We start from the raw sequence: 19296 nt of genomic DNA, 5'->3' as shown, positions 1-19296 counted from the left end.
TATGGCACAACAATTTAACGCTACATCTCAAATAACCTCATGGGATGAGACTAACGTTTCTTCTGATAACTCTGCAGAAGATAGTGCGGATAAAAAAATCAGTTTAGCCAAAGTTGTACAACAGTTTTCTGGTGACTTAGTTGGTAGCAGTAGCATTGAATATGTTATGTGTTATCAATCAAAAACTGAGGCGGTGTTTACCGGTTTCGAGTCTATTTCTTTAACTATAAATGATAAGCAAGGTCAATTTATTGTTAAGCACGATGGTAAGTTTGAGCAGGGCGTTGCAAGTAGTAATTTTGTATTAGTTGCTGGCTCTGCTACAGCTGATTTTGTTAACGCTGCAGGCTATGGAAAGTTTAAATCAACTGAAAATGGACAAGCAGAGTATCAATTTAATCTTGAATTAGTATAAAACTAATTTAAGCTGGGTTGGCGCGTATCCTTTTGAATTTATTGTATTAGTGGATTGAATTCAAGGTAACGCGTAACCGCAAAGTTAGTGATTTGTTAATTATTGCTGAGCTAAAGGGGCTGGTTTTTTAAAGTAATTAAACAAGCCTACGATAGATGCAATTATCCAAAAGATTTCTATTACAAAACTGGCTAAATTGAAGTTAATACACAAGCTAATTAACAGTAAAATGGCGCCTATTAAGTTAAGTAAATTGTAATTCAAACTCTTTGGGTCAATCTTATTCATTTGAATTAAGAAAAACGCTAATACAACTAATACTGTACCCATCATTCCGATAATATCTGCAAACATATTTATTCCTACAAGTAATTAAGTGATTTAAAATCTACTCAGTTCCTTGGAGTCACGGCATATTCACATTTGACTTTTATGTGTATCGATATGTCGTATTGCCGATCCTTAATGGCAAAACGTTCGTATAGTAAAGACTTTTAGATGATAGGTATATTGTAAACTTGTTGTTTTTTGTTATCTTAAATTTTTTAATGAACTAATCACGTTTAAATGTGACTAATTATTTACTTTAGTACATGACTTGCTATTATCTTAAGCCTATTTGATTAATTATCCGCGCAGACTGAATTTATTTGGTACAACCCGTTAAATCCTTTTCTTAAAAATCTAATCATATTTATAACTATTATTTTGGAGAACCATGAATAAACCGCAAGAAAATTTCATTATCAGTTTTTTTAAACTTGAAACAGCCAGTGGCATTATTTTAATAATGGCTGCACTTTTGGCTATGATCTGTGCCAATACTGGCCTTAATTTTTATTATTCAATTTTTCTAGATACCCCTGTAGAGGTAAAGGTTGGCCAATTAGAAATCGCTAAACCATTACTACTATGGATTAATGATGGCTTGATGGCAGTATTCTTCTTTTTAGTCGGACTCGAATTAAAACGCGAACTATTAGAAGGCGAATTAGCTGATAAACGTAATATTATATTGCCAGGGGTTGGTGCTCTTGGTGGTATGCTAATTCCTGCCTTGGTCTACTTATACTTTAACTATGACGATCCCGCTGCGGTTAAAGGCTGGGCTATTCCGGCTGCAACAGATATCGCGTTTGCGCTAGGTGTGTTGATGCTACTTGGCTCGCGAGTTCCTACTTCAGTGAAAATCTTCTTAACTTCACTCGCTATTTTTGACGATATTGGTGCAATTATTATTATTGCAGCATTTTATACTGATGATATTTCAATTACCGGGCTTATTATTGTTGCTTGTTGTTTACCTATTCTTTATACGCTCAATCGCAACAAAGTGGGAGCACGAAGCTTGTATATGATGATAGGTATCATTATGTGGACAGCCATGCTTAAGTCAGGCGTTCATGCAACGCTTTCAGGGGTATTAGTTGCATTATTTATTCCAATGAAAGATGCTAACGATCCTAGTTATTCACCGTTAAAGAGCTTAGAGCATGATTTACATTCAGTAGTAGCCTTTTTTGTTCTACCAGTTTTCGCTTTTGCTAATGCAGGTTTAAATTTAACTGATGTTGGCTTTGCCGACGTAATGCACAGCGTGCCTATTGGTATTGCGTTAGGTTTAATTATTGGTAAACAGCTTGGCGTATTTGGTTTCTGTTGGTTGGCAATAAAAATGAACTTTACTAAATTACCACAAGGGATGTCGTGGGGTACCTTATATGGTACTGCTGCGCTTTGTGGTATTGGTTTTACCATGAGTTTATTTATTGGCTCGCTTACATTTAACGCTGATGATTTAAGTAAAGTATTTGATGAACGTCTTGGCATAATTGTTGGGTCGGTTGTTTCAGGCGTTTTAGGCTATATTATTTTAAAATTCTCTTTACCTAAAAAGCCAAAAGCGATTACTAAATAACGAGATTAACGTCATATAAAATAAATCTAATACAAGCCAGCATAGCTACTATGTTGGCTTTTTTCGTATAAATAACATGAATATTTGCTTAGCTGATATTTTTCTAACTTAAGCGTTAATAAATACGCTAAAATAGTTAAATATAAATTTAGCTATTAGGTCAATACCTTAATGACAGCAGTTACAGCATCAGCCAATTTTGAACAACTTGGCCTTATCTCACCTTTGTTGGCTAGACTGGCAGAGTTGCAATACCACAGCCCAACACCAATTCAAACGCAGGTGATCCCAAACGTTTTTACAGGCACAGACTTGATTGCCGGGGCAAATACTGGCTCTGGTAAAACAGCTAGTTTTGCATTACCTATGTTGCAGCATATAGTTGAGCAAAAGCACACCGGCAAATCAGAAAGTAGTAAGGCAAATAAAGGTAATTATGCCACAGGGCTTGTGCTAGTGCCGACTCGTGAGTTAGCAAAACAAGTTGCAGATAGTATTAAATCTTATGCTGCCCACTTAAATGGTGCAGTTAAAACTGTTGCTGTTTTTGGTGGTGTGTCAGCTAACACTCAAATGTTGGCATTACGTGGTGGTACCGATATCTTGGTTGCAACACCAGGCCGATTACTTGATTTGATTGCAAGCAATGCTATTAAACTTGATAGAGTTAAGACCTTAGTGCTTGATGAAGCGGATCGTATGTTAAGTTTAGGCTTTACTGAAGAGTTAAGTAAGTTACTGGCTTTATTACCAAACAAGAAACAAACCTTATTATTCTCCGCGACCTTTCCAGAGCAAGTACAGAGCTTAACTAAAGAATTATTGCATAAGCCTGTTGAGATCCAATTGCAAAGTAGTGATGCCAGTACGCTAGTACAGCGAGTATTCACCGTTAATAAAGGCCAGAAAACAGCCTTATTAGCGCATTTGATCCAGCAACACCAATGGCGGCAGGTGCTTATTTTTGTTAATGCCAAAAATAGCTGTAATCACTTAGCAGACAAACTATCTAAACGTGGTATTGCAGCAGAGGTTTTCCACGGCGATAAAGGTCAAGGCGCTCGTAGTCGTGTACTTGCCCAGTTTAAATCAGGTGAAATAGAAGTTCTCATTGCTACCGATATTGCAGCGCGTGGCCTTGATATAGAAAAGTTACCTGTAGTTATAAATTTTGATTTACCAAGAAGTCCATCTGATTACATGCATCGTATTGGCCGCAGTGGTCGAGCAGGGGAAGTCGGTTTGGCTTTGTCGCTTATAGACCATGAAGATTATCATCATTTCAAAATTATTGAGAAGAAAAACAAAATTAGACTTGAGCGTGAACAAGTAGCAGGTTTTGAAGCCGATGAAATTAGCCCTGATTCAATTTTAGCGCCTGCTAAACCAATGGCTAAACCTGAAGGAACGGGTAAGAAAAAGCGTAAAAAGCGTAAAAAGCAGATTAACGCAGACATCTGGTTAAAGAATACTTAATAGCAAGTTCATTAACTAATTTAATTGTGAATAGCTTTTTATTTAGCTATTGAGAATAAAAAGGCCTTATATCAAGAAGATATAAGGCCTTTTTGTCTAAAGCAGAAGATTATTTACCCATAAGTTTAAATAATTTTTTAGCTATATCTGTATTATCTTGGAAGCCTGAGAATTCTTGATAGCCTTGACCAAAAGCATATACAGGGACATCAACACCGGTATGTCCTGAGCTTGTCCAACCACTCGCAGTTTTATTGTCTATAATGCCTGTAATAGCTTTATAGTAACCTTTCGTTAAGGCATTGCCTTTCTCATTAGTTTCAGTCATCTGACTTACATCGACAAGTTGCTGGATCTCATCTTGGCTAATTTCAAAGCCAAGTAATTCAGACACCTCAGCTATTGTTATTTTTTCACTAGCAAGTTGTTGTGCAATAGTGCGAGGGGAGGCCTTAAAATGTTTTAAATACTCTGGCTGCCAGTTATAAATACCATTATGACCGATTGAGAAACCACCAGTATTATGGTCGGCAGTTAGCACAACTAAAGTATCAGGATTATTTTCAACGTATTGGTACAAATAGTTCATGGTTGCAGCTAAATCGGCCATTTCACCCATAGAGTAAGCAATGTCATTACTGTGTCCACCCCAGTCAACTTGACTTGCTTCTACTAGTAAAAAGAAACCATTATCGTTTTCTAATTGTTTTACTGCGGCTTTTGTCATGCTTGCTAAATGAGTTTTATCTGCACTATCTAATACAACCGGCATACTTACCTCAGCAAATAAGCCTAGTACTGGTTTACCTGGTTCAAGTGTATTTAGCTGAGTTAATGAATCAATGTATTGATAACCTGAGGCAACAAACTCGTCTTTGAGGTTACGATCTTCTCTGATAAAAAACTTAGTACCACCACCTAGCATAACGTCCGCTTTAAATTGGCCATTAATTTTTAAATCAAAATAATCATTGGCAATAGCGTCGTAATTTCTTCGGCTTTCATTCTTGGCAATGTACGAAGCTGGGGTTGCATGCACAATTTGAGACGTCACGGCAATGCCAGTTTTCTTGTTTAATGATTTTGCCCACTCTAGAACTGTATCTAAAGGTTGTTTTTGTGGGTCAACACCAATAGCTCCGTTATATGTTTTAATACCTGTAGCTAAGGCTGTAGCACTTGCTGCTGAATCGGTAACGTATGAATTACTTAATTCCTCTGCCACATTAATTACATTACCTTGCTCATCTTTTTCAACCGCAAATTCAGAAGCCGGGTAGGTACTTGATGAACCCACTAAAGTTTTATCAAATATAGTTTGTTCGATAAGAGGCGTTTTAGGATCATCATTGTAATTGCGAAATGCTGCCGGATAGCTAGGCCCCATGCCATCAGCGACAACCATAATTATATTTTTAGGCGTTGCTGTTGTCGTGCTTGATTGTGAAGAGCCATCGCCATCACATGCGGATAAAAAAGGGGTAATGCTTAAAGCTAGTACAGATAACTTTATCGAAAGTTTCATAGAGATCTCAAAAAAAATGCGTAATATTCAGCAGAGAATATCACGCATTTCAACATTATTTAATAGTGTTTTTAAATAAGCTTTATTTGTTTAGGTTTGTTGATCCCAAACTAAATCTTTAAAGTGCTTACGACACAGAGATTGATAACTTTCATTACCACCTATTTGTATTTGTGAACCACTTATAACAGGCTTGCCATCAGTGTCATAGCGCACAATAAAACCAGCTTTACGACCACAATGACATACGGTTTTTAATTCAATCAGTTTATCAGCCCAAGCCAGCAGATGTGCACTGCCACTGAATGTTTCGCCAAGGAAGTCAGTTCGGATCCCGTAAGCAAGTACTGGGATATTGAGCTTGTCGACAATTTCAGTGAGCTGCATAACCTGTGCTCTTGTAAGAAATTGCGCTTCATCGATTAAAATACAATGTAGAGCTTCTTCTTGTATAAATGACTTAACTTGTGCAAATAAATCTGTTTCGTCATTAAATAATAGAGCATCTGAATCGATACCTATCCTAGAAGTTACCTTACCAACGCCAAAACGATTATCGAGTTGTGCGGTGAATATTTTGGTATTCATGCCACGTTCAATATAATTATAAGAAGACTGTAATAATGAAGTTGACTTACCAGCATTCATTGCCGAATAATAAAAATAAAGTTGTGACATGATTTAACCTTTACTTAGTAACTTGCCGTGTTATTTTCAGAGCCATGGCCCAGAGTGGCGAGTAAGTTGTCTAATAAGCCACTCGCACCAAATCTAAATGTATCTGCTGATATCCACTCGCTACCTAAGATATTTTTAGCTAAATCCAAGTAAATAGCCGCATCTTCAACGGTACGTACGCCGCCAGCAGCTTTAAAACCCACATCAGGTTTTAATTCGCTGATCACTTCAAGCATAAACTTAGCTGACTCTGGTGTTGCGTTTACCGCAACTTTACCAGTAGAAGTTTTAATAAAGTCAGCACCGGCATTAATGCTAATTGCACTTGCTAGTTTGATCAGTTGCTCTGTTTTAAGCTCACCAGATTCAATAATCACTTTTAGCTTAACATTGCTTGGACATACTGCTTTACATGCACTTACTAAATCGAAACCAACCATTTCATTACCTGCCATTAACGCGCGGTAAGGAAAAACAACATCAACTTCATCTGCGCCATAAGCTACGGCTGCTTTAGTTTCTGCTACGGCAATTTCAACATCATCATTGCCATGAGGGAAGTTAGTTACTGTCGCAATTAAAATACCAGAGTCTTTTAATATTTTTTTCGCCGCGGGAATAAAACGAGGGTAGATACAAATAGCCGCAGTTTTGCCACCAGCAGAAGAAGCTTTGTTGGCTAAATCTGCAACAATGGCGTCAGTGTCGTTATCGTTAAGAGTCGTTAAGTCCATATAGCTAATTGCTTGTTTGGCAATAGCTTGAGCATTTTCGATAGTCATAATAAATCTCGTAAATAATATTTAAAATATAAACTTTGTTAAAGAAAACCCGGCAAAAGCCGGGTTTTAGAATCTAATTTGATGTTTATCCTAAAGAGATAAACACACCAGCAATAGCGGCACTCATTAAGTTAGCTAATGTAGCTGCAAATACGGCTTTCATACCTAATTGAGCAATATCGTGGCGGCGGTTAGGGGCCATAGAGCCAATACCACCAAGTAAAATAGCAATTGATGCTAAGTTAGCAAAACCACATAAAGCAAAGGTAACGATTGCTTGTGTACCAACACTTAATTGATCTTTAAAGTTGATAAAATCAACATAGGCAACAAATTCGTTAACAATAACCTTTTGGCCTAAGAAGCTACCAGCACGGAACGCTTCTTCCCAAGGAACACCTAACATGTAAGCAACAGGTTGGAAGATATAACCTAAGATAACTTGTAATGACAGACCGTCGATACCAACTAAAGAGCCTAACCAACCAATTAAACCGTTTAATAAAGCAATTAACGCAACGAAAGCCATTAACATCGCACCAACATTAAGCGCAAGCATCATACCTTTACCAGCGCCATCTGCTGCAGCATCAATAACGTTAACACATTCTTTTTCTTTACCTTCATCAGGTACTTCTTCAAGCTCATTCTTAGGTGTTTCTGTTTCTGGTAAAATAAATTTCGCCATTAATAAACCACCAGGAGCTGCCATGAAACTTGCGGCAATAAGGTATTTAAGTTCAACGCCTAAACCCGCGTAACCAGCCAGTACGGCACCTGCTACAGATGCTAAGCCACCAACCATTACAGCAAATAATTCAGAGCGAGTCATAGTTGGTAGGAAAGGGCGAACAACAAGAGGTGCTTCGGTTTGACCAACAAAAATATTAGCGGTTGCTGATAAAGATTCTGGATGAGATGTGCCTAAAAGTTTAGCTAAACCACCACCTAAAAACTTAACTACTTTATCCATAATGCCAACATAGTATAAAACAGCTATTAGCGAAGAGAAGAAAACAATAACAGGTAATACACGTACAGCAAAAACAAAGCCGACACCGTTACCGAACATTGCGTCAGTACCTAAACCACCAAATAAGAAATTGATACCGGCACTAGCGTAACCAATAACACTTGATACGCCATTAGAAATAGCGATTAATGCTTCTTTACCAAATGGAATGTAAAGCACTAAAGCACCAAAGAATACTTGAATGGCAAATGCACCACCTACGGTACGCCAGTTAATGTTTTTCTTATGTGAGCTTGCTAAATAAGCGATACCTAAAAGCAAAAATATGCCGATGATGCCGCGTACAGTGTTAAAGTCCATCAATTCACCTGTGTGGATGTTAAATATAAAAGTTAAGGGTTAAGAGTTCGCCAGTTCGCGAACTTTTGCTTTGATTAGTTCTAATGCCATGCGGTTACGACCACCTTTAGTGATCACTATGTCTGCATGGCTTCGAGATGGCTCAATGTATTGATAATACATTGGGCGAACTGTTTTTTGATATTGGTCGGTGACTGAGTCTAAGTCTCTGCCGCGTTCTTCAAGATCGCGTTTTATACGTCTAATTAAACAAATATCTAATGGCGTATCCATAAAAATATTGATATCAAATTGCTTACGCAGATGTTTGTCACTCAGTAATAGAATACCTTCAACTAAGATAACCTTAGCAGGGTTGATAATTTCGACTTCATTGGTGCGAGTGTGATCGGTATAACTATAAATAGGAACGTTGATACTTTGACCTGAGCTTAGCATCTGTAAGTGCTCAGCAAGTAATTCATGCTCAAACGCTTTAGGGTGATCGTAATTGGTTTTAGTTCGTTCTTCGAAAGGGAGATGATTTTGACAACGATAATAAGAATCTTCTTTTATTATAGTCATTGAATCTTTACCCAATTCATCAACTAATTCGTTGTAAATAGTATGGGCAAATAGTGACTTTCCTGATGCTGAAGCACCAACAATACAGATTACTGTGAGTTTATCTTTAGGCAAAATATTTCTTAAAATAAATTTTCTCGTACCAATATTATTACTTATTTTCAGTTAAAAACTAGTGTTATTTTAAATTTTAACAATTTATTACAACCATATATAATGAAGTTACATACTCTATTGTTACACTTGTCATAGAGCAATTTAAAACGAAAAGGTTACAACATGTCTCGTGCGTTAATATTAGTGGTTGATAGTTTTGGATTAGGTGCAGCTCCTGATGCTGAAAAGTTTGGCGATGTAGGGGCAAATACCTTTGCCAATTTGGCCGATGAGTTTGCTAAGCAAAAGAAACGACAACTGCATTTACCTAATTTAGCCAAATTAGGTTTATTAGATGCAGCAGAAGAGGCGGGGAAACGCAAAGTTAATGCAAGCGGTGGCTCTGCTATATCTGGCGCTTATGGCTTTGCTGCAGAGCTAAGTAGTGGTAAAGATACACCAAGTGGTCACTGGGAAATGATGGGTGTCCCAGTATTGTTTGACTGGGGATATTTTAATGATAAAGAAAACTCGTTCCCTGAAGACCTACTACAAAAAATTTATGATAAAACAGGTATTCAAGGTTGTTTAGGTAATTGTCATGCCTCTGGTACAACAATTATTGCCTCTCTTGGTGAAGAGCATATGAAAACCGGATTGCCAATTTGCTATACCTCGGCAGATAGCGTGTTTCAAATAGCAGCCCATGAAGAAAGTTTTGGTTTAGATAACTTACTTAACTATTGCGAGCAGGTTCGAGAATTATTAACTGAGCTAGATTTAAATATTGGCCGAGTAATAGCTCGACCATTTGTTGGAACATCTAGTGCTGATTTTGAACGAACGGGTAATCGAAGAGATTATTCTGTTTTACCGCCAGCGCCAACTTTGTTAGATAATCTTTACACTAATGGTGGAAAAGTAATCAGCGTAGGTAAGATTGCCGATATCTTTGCTCACCAAGGAATATCTGAAAAATACAAAGCAACAGGTCTTGAAGCGTTAATTGATTGCAGTATTAAACAAATGCAAGAGCAACCAACGCAATCATTAGTGTTTACTAATTTAGTTAACTTTGACCAAGATTATGGCCATCGTCGTGACCCTGTTGGTTATGGTGAAGCCCTCGAATATTTAGATCAAAGATTACCAGAGGTTCTTAACGTACTAACAGATAATGATTATTTAGTTATTACCGCCGATCACGGCTGCGATCCTACTTGGCACGGCAATGATCATACACGTGAATATATCCCTGTTATGTTTTATAAAAAAGGCATGCCAGCGATTAATTTAGGTCAACGAAATAGCTTCGCTGACATAGGGGCTACACTTGCAAATATTTTTAAACTTCCTGCATTAGAGCACGGAAAATCATTCGATTTGTTACTAACTCACTAGAAAGTTAATAATTTGTAAAATACCCGATTACAAAATTAATCGGGTTAATTACATTTCATTACATCTTTTATTCCTATATAATTCTCCCCGTAAATTTTGTTGTATTTACTTACTTAAAAAATTAAATCAATTATTAATGTTTCTGCTTATATCAGTTAAAGATAAAACTGAATAGGCTCAGGGAGAAACCATGCAAACCTTCAAGAAGAATGCTCTTAGCTTGAGCATCAATGGCGCTTTATTGTCTGTAATCGCCTCATTTTCAACACAATCTTTTGCTGCACAAGAGCAAGAAGCTGAATCGGGCAAACTAGAAGTGATCGAAGTAACTGCACGTAAACGTGTAGAGAACGCACAAGAAGTTCCTATCTCAGTAACGGCACTTCAAGGTGAAAAGTTACAAGCTATAAGCGCAGGGGCTATGGATATACGTTTTTTAAACGGTCGTATTCCAAGTCTTTCTGTTGAGTCATCATTTGGACGTACATTCCCACGTTTTTATATGCGTGGTTTAGGTAATAGTGATTTCGACTTAAATGCATCACAGCCTGTTTCTCTTGTTGTCGATAATGTTGTTCAAGAAAATCCTATCTTGAAAGGTTTTCCTGTTTTTGATGTTGCTCGTGTTGAAGCACTAGGTGGTCCACAAGGTACATTATTTGGACGCAATACACCTGCAGGCTTGGTAAAGTTTGATTCTGTTCGTCCTTCTCAAGATTTTGATGCATTTGTTTCTGTTTCATATGGTAGCAAAGAGACATCTGACGTACGTGCTGCAATCGGTGGAGGATTAACTGATAATCTTTCTGCGCGTATCTCAGTATTAAATCAAGACCGTGGTAACTACATCGATAATAAAGCACCTGGTTTTGAACAAGACGACGTTTTAGGTGGTTATACTGACCAAGCGATGCGTCTACAGTTTTTATACGAAGGTGACGATTTTAATGCCTTGTTTAACTACCATATGCGTGATTTAGATGGTGAACCAGTAACATTTTATGCTAATGCGTTTAAACCTAACTCAAACGAACTTGGTGGCGACGGTTGGAACGGTAGAGATATTGTATGGCATGACTCTGCAGCTCGTGCAACACAACAAGTTGAAACTGAAGGTGCTAGCCTAACTCTTGATTTCGAATTAGGTAACTATACGCTTACCTCTATTACTGGTTATGAAAGTGCAGAGCTGTTTTCTCGCGCTGATGTAGACGGCGGTTATGGTGCTGGATGGGCTGTAGATTGTTGTGGCATGCCTATGGGACCAGGTTTAATTACAATTGACTCTGAAACTTCAGATGCAATTCCAGATCACGAGCAAATTACCCAAGAATTACGATTAACCAGTAATCTTGATGGCGACTTTAACTATCAAGTTGGTGTGTTTTACTTTAGTGAAGATCTAACCATTGAAAGTTACGCTTATGAAACAGTATTTGGCTCTGGTGCTGAAACGGGTTATGTAATACAAGAACAAGAAACTACTGCTTGGGCTGTATTTGGTTCATTTGATTACGACTTTACCGAACTAACTTCAGCTACTTTTGGTATTCGTTACTCAGATGATGATAAAGACTACTCAAACTTAAGAACTATGTCTCCTTTAGGTTTCTTAGGTCAACCTGATAACGTTGGCGGTGAAGAAAGCGTTTCAGACTCTCACGTTAGCTGGGACATTAGTGTAAATCATAAATTAACTGACGATGTTAACCTTTACGCTCGTGTTGCTGATACATTCCGTGCTCCAAGTATTCAGGGTCGTTCATTATTTGCATGGGATGATGGTATTTCTGTTGCTGATTCAGAAACTATTTTATCATTTGAAACCGGTGTTAAATCTGACATCTTAGATGGTAGTGGTCGTGTTAATGCATCAGTATTTTATTACACTATGGAAGATCAACAATTAACTTCTGTTGGTGGTGATAGCAATACAGCACGCCTATTAAATGCAGATGAAACGGTTGGTTACGGTTTCGAGTTAGATTCAGAGTTTATGCTTACTGATAACTTGGCTGTTACGTTTGGTACAAGCTATAACAACACCGAACTGAATGATTCTTCATTATCTGTACCTGTGTGTGCACAATGTACTGTAACAGATCCAATCAATGGTAACGGTCAAGCGATTGTTGATGGCAACAGCTTGCCTCATGCACCAGAGTGGACTTATACATTTACAGCCCGTTACTCTCGTGAGATTGCTGATGGTGAATTCTATGTTTACACTGATTGGGCTTACCGTGACGAAATTAGCTTCTTCTTATATGAATCAACTGAATTTACTGGTGATGCATTATTAGAAGGTGGTGCTCGTACTGGTTATGCTTGGGAAACTGATGCACAATCTTACGATGTGTCAGTTTTTGTTCGTAATATGACTGACGAGCAACAAGCGATTGGCGCTGTCGACTTTACTAACAATACAGCAATTGTTAATGAAGAGCGTTTTGTTGGAGCTGAATTTAAAGTTAGCTTCTTCTAAGCTACTTAAATTTAAGCATGAAAAAAGGTTGTCTATTTAGACAACCTTTTTTGTATCTTGAGTTATAAAGCTTAAGCTACTAACTCAAACTAACTTACTATTATTGTAGTAAAGTAGACTCTAGAGCGATTTCCATCATGTCTTTAAATGACGTTTGACGAAGCTCTGAAGATAAGCTTTCACCGGTACGGATATGATCACTAACGGTTAAAATAGCTAATGCTTTTTTACCATATTCAGCCGCTACACCGTATAAACCAGCAGCTTCCATTTCAACGCCTAAAATCCCATGTTTTTCAATTAAGTCAAAAACTTGTGGTAGTGGAGTGTAGAATAAATCGGCAGTAAAGATATTACCAACTTTTACTTTTTTACCAAGATTAGCTGCAGCATCAGCAGCATTCTTTAATAAACCGTAATCAGCAATAGCTGCAAAATCATGGTTATTAAAACGAGCACGGTTAACAGCAGAGTCTGTACTTGCACCCATGCCGATTATCACATCCATAACATTAACGTTTGGTGATACTGAACCACAACTACCGATGCGAATGATGTTTTCAACGCCGTAGTCTTTATAAAGTTCGGTTGCGTAAATTGAGATAGATGGAACGCCCATGCCTGAACCCATTACCGTTAGACGCTTGCCTTTATAAGTACCAGTATAACCAAGCATGCCGCGCACTTGGTTTACGCATACTGCATCTTGTAAAAATGTTTCAGCGATAAATTTAGCGCGAAGTGGATCACCAGGCATTAATACTGTTTCTGCGATGTCACCAACTTTTGCTTCAATGTGTGGAGTTGCCATTTAATTTTACCTTATTAATAATAAACGTTAGATTGCACTTAGCTCTTTGCAGCCAGTAACATTTGTCTTTCTGATGTTGAAATAAATGCAGCATTTAAAGCATTTATTTGTAATTGTTCAAGTTGCTTGTCGTTTAAACCAACAATGTCTTTTGCTATGTTAAATTCGTGCTTTAACTCAATTCCTTCGACAGCAGGATCGTCTGTGTTTAAACAAACATTCACCCCGCGTTCTAAAAATTGACGAATAGGGTGTTGCTCAATGCTCGCAATTGTACCAGTTTGATAATTTGAGGTTAAGCAAGATTCTAAAGTGATATTATTTTGAGCTAAATAATCCATTAGTTTTGGATCTTCAATACTTTTAACGCCATGACCTATACGCGTTGCTTTTAAATGGTTAATCGCGTTCCAAACACTCATCGGCCCGGCAGCTTCACCAGCATGAATCGTAACTTGCAAATTGGCTTGCTCAACCTGTTTAAATTGCTGAGTAAATAACTCTGCTGGAAAATTGTATTCATCTCCAGCTAAATCGATAGCAACTAATTGGTCTTTATGGGCCAATAGGGCATCTAGTTCTTGTTGGCATGTTTCAAGTCCGAAGGTACGACTTAAAATACCAATTAAATTAGCTTTAACGTTAAAGTCTTTACAGCCTTGGCTAACACCTTCTGCAACTGCTGCGACTACATCTGCCGTATTTAAATTATGCGCCATTGCCATATAATGCGGAGAAAAGCGTAATTCAGCATAGTCGATACCTGCTAAAGTTAAGTCTTCAACGTTTTCATAGGCAACACGCTTACAATCATCTAATGTTTTTAATACATTAACGCCCCAATCGAGTTTAGATAAAAACTCCATAAGATCATTGGCTTTATCGGTAATTTGAACGTGTTTGATAAAATCTGAAAAATGTTCAACGGGTAAGGGGATAGAGTTTTGTTGTGCTAGTTGCCAAATAGTTTTAGCTCGAATATTACCATCTAAGTGACGATGTAAATCTATTAGAGGTAAGTGCTTAGCTATCATAGTTGTATCCACAGACTGTTATATTATTAGGCTTAAATATAGATTAAAAACAACGCGATTGTTGTTTTCAATTGTATTAATCGTAAAATTTTATGTTTTTAGAGCAATTACTGCATTTTATCATTGGATTGAATAGAAAACACTGTTAGATTGAAGATAAGCTTCTGCAAAACAGAATAATTAACACTTTATAAGAATGAGAATAGTATGCTGTACCAAACTGATGATGTCCGTATAAACCAAATCAAAGAACTTTTACCTCCTGTTGCACTACTAGAGCGCTATCGTTCAACCGATAATGTAGCAAAAAGTGTTTTTGAAGGTCGTCAATCAATCAGCAACATTCTTAATAATAAAGACCAACGCTTACTTGTAGTTATTGGCCCATGTTCAATTCATGACCCTAAAGCTGCGTTAGAATACGGCCAAAAGTTAAATAAATTACGCGCTAAATATAAAGACAGTTTAGAAATTGTTATGCGTGTTTATTTTGAAAAGCCAAGAACTACTGTTGGTTGGAAAGGCTTAATTAACGACCCTTACTTAGATGGTAGCTTCCATATTAATGATGGTTTGCGCATGGGCCGTAAATTACTGTTAGAATTAAATGAAATGGGCTTACCTACCGCGGGTGAATATTTAGATATGATCACACCACAATATATGGCTGATCTTATGTGTTGGGGTGCTATTGGTGCGCGTACAACAGAATCACAAGTACACCGCGAGTTAGCATCAGGTTTGTCTTGCCCGGTTGGCTTTAAAAATGGCACAGACGGCACAATTAAAGTTGCCATAGATGCTATCGGTGCAGCTGCAGCGCCACACCACTTTTTATCGGTAACTAAGCTTGGTAACTCTGCGATTGTTGAAACTAAAGGTAACCCAGATTGTCATATCATTCTGCGTGGTGGTAAAGCTCCAAATTACCAAGCAGAGCATGTTAATGCCATTACTGAGCAATTAGCTGCAAGTAAATTACCTGAAAAAATCATGGTTGATTTTAGCCATGCGAACTCAAGTAAAAAGTTCGAAAACCAAATGCTTGTTTGTGATGATGTATGTCAGCAAATGAATGACGGTAATCAATCAATTTTTGGCGTTATGGTTGAAAGCCACTTAGTTGAAGGGCGTCAAGATTTAGTCGAAGGGCAAGAGCTAACTTATGGTCAAAGTGTTACCGATGCTTGTATTGGTTGGGATGACACCGAAGAATTACTTGCTCGTTTAGCTAAAGCTTCACAGCAACGCATCAACAGCTAAACATTAGTTTAATTTAGAAAGACTATGTAGGGGATATAAATGACCTTAATAGATAAAAATAGTATCAATTTATCTGATGAACAACGCTATGAGTTATTCATGCAAAGTTTGATGAGTGAACGCGAAACTTGGATTTTAACAGATGAGCATGGCGCAGTTATGCTTACTGAAGAAGACAATGATTACGTGCCATTTTGGCCAAGTAATGAAATGGCAGCGCTTTGGGCAACTGATGAGTGGGAACATTGTCAGCCGTTAAAATTAAGTTTTGATGAGCTTAAAGATAAATGGCTACCAGGTATGGAAGAAGATGAGTTGTCTTTAATTATCTTTCCAACTAAAGAACTTTCGGGCCAGTTATTTTATCCTTATGAATTTGAACAAATTTTAGATAAAAAATTAGCTAAGTTAGCTCGTAAAAACTAAATACATTGTAATAAAAAACAAAAGGCTCATTTAATCAATGAGCCTTTTTTGTATCTGAGTAATTTTCATTATAAGTACATTATACTGAGCAGTGTCGATAGAGTAAGCCACATAATAATAATTAACGGAATACCAACTCGCATAAAGTCTGAGAATTTATAACCGCCAGCATTCATTACTAGTAAGTTAGTTTTATAAGCCATTGGTGTTGCGTAACTCAAATTTGCTCCGAATAAAACAGCTAGAATAAAGGGCTCAACAGGAGCGTTTAACTGCTGCGCAACTGAGATAGCAATAGGAGTGCCTATAACGGCTGCAGCATTGTTAGATACAATATTGGTTAATACGGCTAATAAAAGCATTAACGCTGCTAGTACGCCAGATGGCGGCAAACTAAACGCCATAGCCACAAACATTTGTGCCATGTATTCAGCACCACCGGTTTTCATCAAGGCAGCACCTAAAGCAAGTGACGCGGCAACAATCATAATAACCTGACTACTTAGCGCCGATGATGCGTCATCCCAATTAATACACTTAGTGGCCAGTAAGGCTAAAACACCGCAAATAGAGCTCATCGCAATAGGTAAAATACCGATTGCCGCAACAGTAACTACTGCAATTAAAATTGCCAATGCTAATGGAGCTTTCTTTGAATGGGGTAAGTCGGCCGCGCCATCAATAATAAGTAAGCCACGAGCAGCTTTTAATACCGCAACTTGTTCATCATCACCTTGTACTAATAACACATCGCCAGTTTCTATGCGGACATTACTAATACTGTTTCTACCGATATCCATAGCTTTACCTTCTCGGTGTAAAGCTAAAACTGACACGCCAAAACGCTGCTTGAAACTGACTTCTTTTAAGGTTTTACCATGTAAGCCAGAAGCTTGTATTACCACGATTTCTGCTAAGGTTTGTTTATCAGCAACTAACGGATGATTTTCATCGACAATATGTTTACCAGCATAAAGGGTGGCATTTAATACCGTTTCATATTCTTTTAATTGATCGGGTAAGTCTTTAACTTGTAATCGATCGCCGGCTTTAATGATGGTATCAGGTAAGGGCATAACGTTGCGGTAATCTGGACTACGTTGAATAAATTCAATCGACATTTGGTTGTCGGTAAGCTTTCTTATTTCGGCAACGGTTCTGCCCACAGATAAACTATCATCTGCAATATTTAAATAAGCACTAAACAATCGTGGTGATGTATCAGGTAAAGAAGGTGTCCTCTTTGGCAGCAAACGTGGAGCAACTAACCATAAATAAATAACGGCGATGCCTGCTGCGATAAGAGCCGGCATAGCAAAATCAAACATGCCAAATTTTCTTACCCCCATATCACTAGCAACACTTACCACTAATAAATTTGTTGAAGTACCTATGGTTGTGGTCATACCGCCTACTAATGTGGCTAACCCCATAGGAAGTAGCATTGGCGAAGAGTCTGTTTTAGTTCGAATAGAGACACTAATAAGGATAGGTAAGAATAAAACCACAATAGGGGTGTTGTTAACGAAAGCACTTAAAATACCAGCAACTAAAAGCGTTATTAAAAGTGAAAGCATAGGGCTTATTTTCCAAAGCTTAGCTAAGTTTCTCCCTATGGGCTCTAACGCGCCGGTTCTAACTAATGCTTGGCCAATAATCATAAGAGCACAAACAGTAACAAGTGCCTCATGACCAAAGCCAAAAAATAACGAAGAGGGTTCTAAATGCTCACCTGCCGTACTAAAAGGGAATACAGTAAATATCAACCCCAATAAAGCTATTACGGCTAAGGAAGAGGTCTGTAATGGTATGTCTTCTCGTCTGAAAAAATATAAGGCGATAACAGTAATAACTAACATGGCCAACGCATGATTATTCGGTAATGCAGGTATATTCAAAGCCAGTATCCCATTTAAGTCTTATTGTGTAAGTAATACAGTAAATGATGTAATTGCTAAGTGTAGTTTAAATAACAGCACACTTAGCAATAAACAAATTAAAAGTTAAAATTAATGCTTTAAGATGTGCTCAACTAAGGTGTTAGCCATTTTTTTATCTTTTAATACACTAGGGTGGAAATGCCCTCCTTTTTCATCTTCACTGGCAAACGGCGCAAACTCAACAAAGCTTGCTTGTTGATAATTTTGACTAAACTCGGTTAGCCATTGATTAATAGGTGCATTTTTCATTGGCCCAATGGCAAATATCAATTTTGCATTTGGATAAAGCTTAATAAGCTTGTCGCTAAATTTCTTATAAGCACTGAGATAGTTATCTTTGCTCAAAGCACCTTTTTTATCGGCATGGGCTAAATCATTAGTACCCAGGTTAATTAAAATCCAATCAGGTACATAACTTGCGGGTTGCCAGTTTTCTTCTTGCTCAACAGGTAACACGTAGTTAAACAACTCAGGCATAACACCATCGCGATCATTTTTTAAATGGCGATTACGATATAAACCACGACCCGACCAACAAGTGATCATTAACTGGGCATTTAATTCTCGTGCAGTAATTGCGGCATAAGACATATAACCATTTTGATTGGCAATGGTATTGCCTTCTTTAATGGTTTTAGCTTCGTTGCCATAGCCACAAGTAATTGAGTCACCAATAGCCATAAATTTCTTTTCAGGTTGTGCTAATGCAAAAACATTAGCATCGTCGTCAATGGTTAAACCATTAAACTTTATCGTACCTTTTTGCGCTTCGCTGCGCTTAAATACAGAAATCGAATGCTGACCTTGAGGAAGATCTTTCGTTAAGTTATAGGTATGAGTACCTTTTTTTAAAACATGCACGGTTTCTACATCATCAACTAAAACTGTTATGGCACTTTCTTTATTTACCGTAAAAGATGCTGCAACACTTCCTTGATTTACACCAAGGTTAAAGCCAGAGCCTGTCCATGCAAATCTATGATCAGCAGAAACACGGCCAGTATAAAAGATACTATCGTCGTTAGGTGAGATATTGGCAGCAGTTGAAAGAGAAGAATAAGAACAGAAAAGTAACAGTAAACTTGGTTTAATTAGGTGTTTTATCGTGTGCATAATATAATTTTGAGTATACTTATTATTGTTAGAAAT

General features: G+C 37.6%; 17 protein-coding genes. 7 read left to right on the top strand and 10 right to left on the bottom strand.

The features are described from left to right. The first annotated feature begins 1 nt into the window (after position 1). Positions 2–415: a DUF3224 domain-containing protein gene (locus tag FNN08_RS05345; protein WP_143583696.1), complete on the top strand. Its 414-nt coding sequence runs from the start codon at positions 2–4 to the stop codon at positions 413–415. 99 nt (positions 416–514) lie between these two features. On the opposite strand, the gene FNN08_RS05340 is transcribed toward FNN08_RS05345, so the two are convergent. Continuing rightward, the gene (locus FNN08_RS05340) at positions 515–769 is read right to left on the bottom strand and encodes a CBU_0592 family membrane protein (RefSeq protein ID WP_143583695.1); all 255 of its coding nucleotides are present in this window, start codon (positions 767–769) and stop codon (positions 515–517) included. 364 nt (positions 770–1133) lie between these two features. Between FNN08_RS05340 and nhaA the strand changes: the two genes are divergently transcribed. Next, positions 1134–2333 (top strand): Na+/H+ antiporter NhaA, encoded by a 1200-nt coding sequence (gene nhaA / locus FNN08_RS05335; protein WP_143583694.1) that lies wholly within the window; start codon positions 1134–1136, stop codon positions 2331–2333. Positions 2334–2504: 171 nt separating this feature from the next. Then, positions 2505–3809: a DEAD/DEAH box helicase gene (locus tag FNN08_RS05330; RefSeq protein WP_143583693.1), complete on the top strand. Its 1305-nt coding sequence runs from the start codon at positions 2505–2507 to the stop codon at positions 3807–3809. A 109-nt stretch (positions 3810–3918) separates the two neighbouring features. On the opposite strand, the gene FNN08_RS05325 is transcribed toward FNN08_RS05330, so the two are convergent. From FNN08_RS05325 to udk, 5 genes are all read right to left on the bottom strand, one after another. Then, the gene (locus tag FNN08_RS05325) at positions 3919–5334 is read right to left on the bottom strand and encodes an alkaline phosphatase (protein WP_143583692.1); all 1416 of its coding nucleotides are present in this window, start codon (positions 5332–5334) and stop codon (positions 3919–3921) included. A 90-nt stretch (positions 5335–5424) separates the two neighbouring features. Next, on the bottom strand, positions 5425–6012 hold the full coding sequence (locus FNN08_RS05320; RefSeq protein ID WP_143583691.1) for a thymidine kinase: 588 nt from the start codon (positions 6010–6012) through the stop codon (positions 5425–5427). A 14-nt stretch (positions 6013–6026) separates the two neighbouring features. Then, positions 6027–6788: a deoxyribose-phosphate aldolase gene (gene deoC, locus FNN08_RS05315; protein WP_409574600.1), complete on the bottom strand. Its 762-nt coding sequence runs from the start codon at positions 6786–6788 to the stop codon at positions 6027–6029. Positions 6789–6879: 91 nt separating this feature from the next. Beyond that, positions 6880–8127: a NupC/NupG family nucleoside CNT transporter gene (locus FNN08_RS05310; protein WP_143583689.1), complete on the bottom strand. Its 1248-nt coding sequence runs from the start codon at positions 8125–8127 to the stop codon at positions 6880–6882. Positions 8128–8166: 39 nt separating this feature from the next. Next, positions 8167–8805 carry a uridine kinase gene (udk, locus tag FNN08_RS05305; protein ID WP_143583688.1) on the bottom strand — a complete coding sequence of 213 codons (639 nt, stop codon included), beginning with the start codon at positions 8803–8805 and terminating at the stop codon, positions 8167–8169. Between the two features lie 165 nt (positions 8806–8970). On the opposite strand from udk, the gene FNN08_RS05300 reads away from it, so the two are divergent. Beyond that, positions 8971–10188, top strand: a complete 1218-nt coding sequence (locus FNN08_RS05300) for a phosphopentomutase (RefSeq protein WP_143583687.1) — start codon at positions 8971–8973, stop codon at positions 10186–10188. A gap of 190 nt (positions 10189–10378) precedes the next feature. Continuing rightward, the gene (locus FNN08_RS05295; RefSeq protein WP_143583686.1) at positions 10379–12673 is read left to right on the top strand and encodes a TonB-dependent receptor; all 2295 of its coding nucleotides are present in this window, start codon (positions 10379–10381) and stop codon (positions 12671–12673) included. A gap of 100 nt (positions 12674–12773) precedes the next feature. On the opposite strand, the gene deoD is transcribed toward FNN08_RS05295, so the two are convergent. Next, positions 12774–13484 (bottom strand): purine-nucleoside phosphorylase, encoded by a 711-nt coding sequence (gene deoD, locus FNN08_RS05290; protein ID WP_143583685.1) that lies wholly within the window; start codon positions 13482–13484, stop codon positions 12774–12776. A gap of 38 nt (positions 13485–13522) precedes the next feature. Further along, complete coding sequence (add, locus tag FNN08_RS05285) at positions 13523–14518, bottom strand: adenosine deaminase (protein ID WP_143583684.1); 996 nt, start codon at positions 14516–14518, stop codon at positions 13523–13525. Between the two features lie 207 nt (positions 14519–14725). Between add and aroG the strand changes: the two genes are divergently transcribed. After that, the gene (aroG, locus tag FNN08_RS05280) at positions 14726–15781 is read left to right on the top strand and encodes a 3-deoxy-7-phosphoheptulonate synthase AroG (RefSeq protein WP_143583683.1); all 1056 of its coding nucleotides are present in this window, start codon (positions 14726–14728) and stop codon (positions 15779–15781) included. 39 nt (positions 15782–15820) lie between these two features. After that, on the top strand, positions 15821–16207 hold the full coding sequence (locus tag FNN08_RS05275; RefSeq protein WP_143583682.1) for a DUF2750 domain-containing protein: 387 nt from the start codon (positions 15821–15823) through the stop codon (positions 16205–16207). Positions 16208–16275: 68 nt separating this feature from the next. Here FNN08_RS05275 and FNN08_RS05270 read toward each other — a convergent pair whose 3' ends face one another. Together FNN08_RS05270 and FNN08_RS05265 are read right to left on the bottom strand one after the other, a co-directional pair. Beyond that, positions 16276–18105: an SLC13 family permease gene (locus FNN08_RS05270; protein ID WP_143583681.1), complete on the bottom strand. Its 1830-nt coding sequence runs from the start codon at positions 18103–18105 to the stop codon at positions 16276–16278. 111 nt (positions 18106–18216) lie between these two features. Further along, positions 18217–19260, bottom strand: a complete 1044-nt coding sequence (locus tag FNN08_RS05265; RefSeq protein ID WP_143583680.1) for an SGNH/GDSL hydrolase family protein — start codon at positions 19258–19260, stop codon at positions 18217–18219. Between the last annotated feature and the right edge of the window lie 36 nt (positions 19261–19296).

Source organism: Thalassomonas sp. M1454, from assembly GCF_007097525.1.
Taxonomy (GTDB): domain Bacteria; phylum Pseudomonadota; class Gammaproteobacteria; order Enterobacterales; family Alteromonadaceae; genus Thalassotalea_A.
The sequence above is the reverse complement of the archived record's forward strand: the minus strand, read 5'-3'. Positions and strand labels throughout refer to the sequence as shown.

Bases quoted from the DNA above. Each gene is read 5' to 3' on its own strand.
- FNN08_RS05345 (WP_143583696.1), top strand. From the start codon at position 2: ATGGCACAACAATTTAACGCTACATCTCAAATAACCTCATGGGATGAG.
- FNN08_RS05340 (WP_143583695.1), bottom strand. From the start codon at position 769: ATGTTTGCAGATATTATCGGAATGATGGGTACAGTATTAGTTGTATTA.
- nhaA (WP_143583694.1), top strand. From the start codon at position 1,134: ATGAATAAACCGCAAGAAAATTTCATTATCAGTTTTTTTAAACTTGAA.
- FNN08_RS05330 (WP_143583693.1), top strand. From the start codon at position 2,505: ATGACAGCAGTTACAGCATCAGCCAATTTTGAACAACTTGGCCTTATC.
- FNN08_RS05325 (WP_143583692.1), bottom strand. From the start codon at position 5,334: ATGAAACTTTCGATAAAGTTATCTGTACTAGCTTTAAGCATTACCCCT.
- FNN08_RS05320 (WP_143583691.1), bottom strand. From the start codon at position 6,012: ATGTCACAACTTTATTTTTATTATTCGGCAATGAATGCTGGTAAGTCA.
- FNN08_RS05310 (WP_143583689.1), bottom strand. From the start codon at position 8,127: ATGGACTTTAACACTGTACGCGGCATCATCGGCATATTTTTGCTTTTA.
- FNN08_RS05300 (WP_143583687.1), top strand. From the start codon at position 8,971: ATGTCTCGTGCGTTAATATTAGTGGTTGATAGTTTTGGATTAGGTGCA.
- FNN08_RS05295 (WP_143583686.1), top strand. From the start codon at position 10,379: ATGCAAACCTTCAAGAAGAATGCTCTTAGCTTGAGCATCAATGGCGCT.
- deoD (WP_143583685.1), bottom strand. From the start codon at position 13,484: ATGGCAACTCCACACATTGAAGCAAAAGTTGGTGACATCGCAGAAACA.
- add (WP_143583684.1), bottom strand. From the start codon at position 14,518: ATGATAGCTAAGCACTTACCTCTAATAGATTTACATCGTCACTTAGAT.
- aroG (WP_143583683.1), top strand. From the start codon at position 14,726: ATGCTGTACCAAACTGATGATGTCCGTATAAACCAAATCAAAGAACTT.
- FNN08_RS05275 (WP_143583682.1), top strand. From the start codon at position 15,821: ATGACCTTAATAGATAAAAATAGTATCAATTTATCTGATGAACAACGC.
- FNN08_RS05265 (WP_143583680.1), bottom strand. From the start codon at position 19,260: ATGCACACGATAAAACACCTAATTAAACCAAGTTTACTGTTACTTTTC.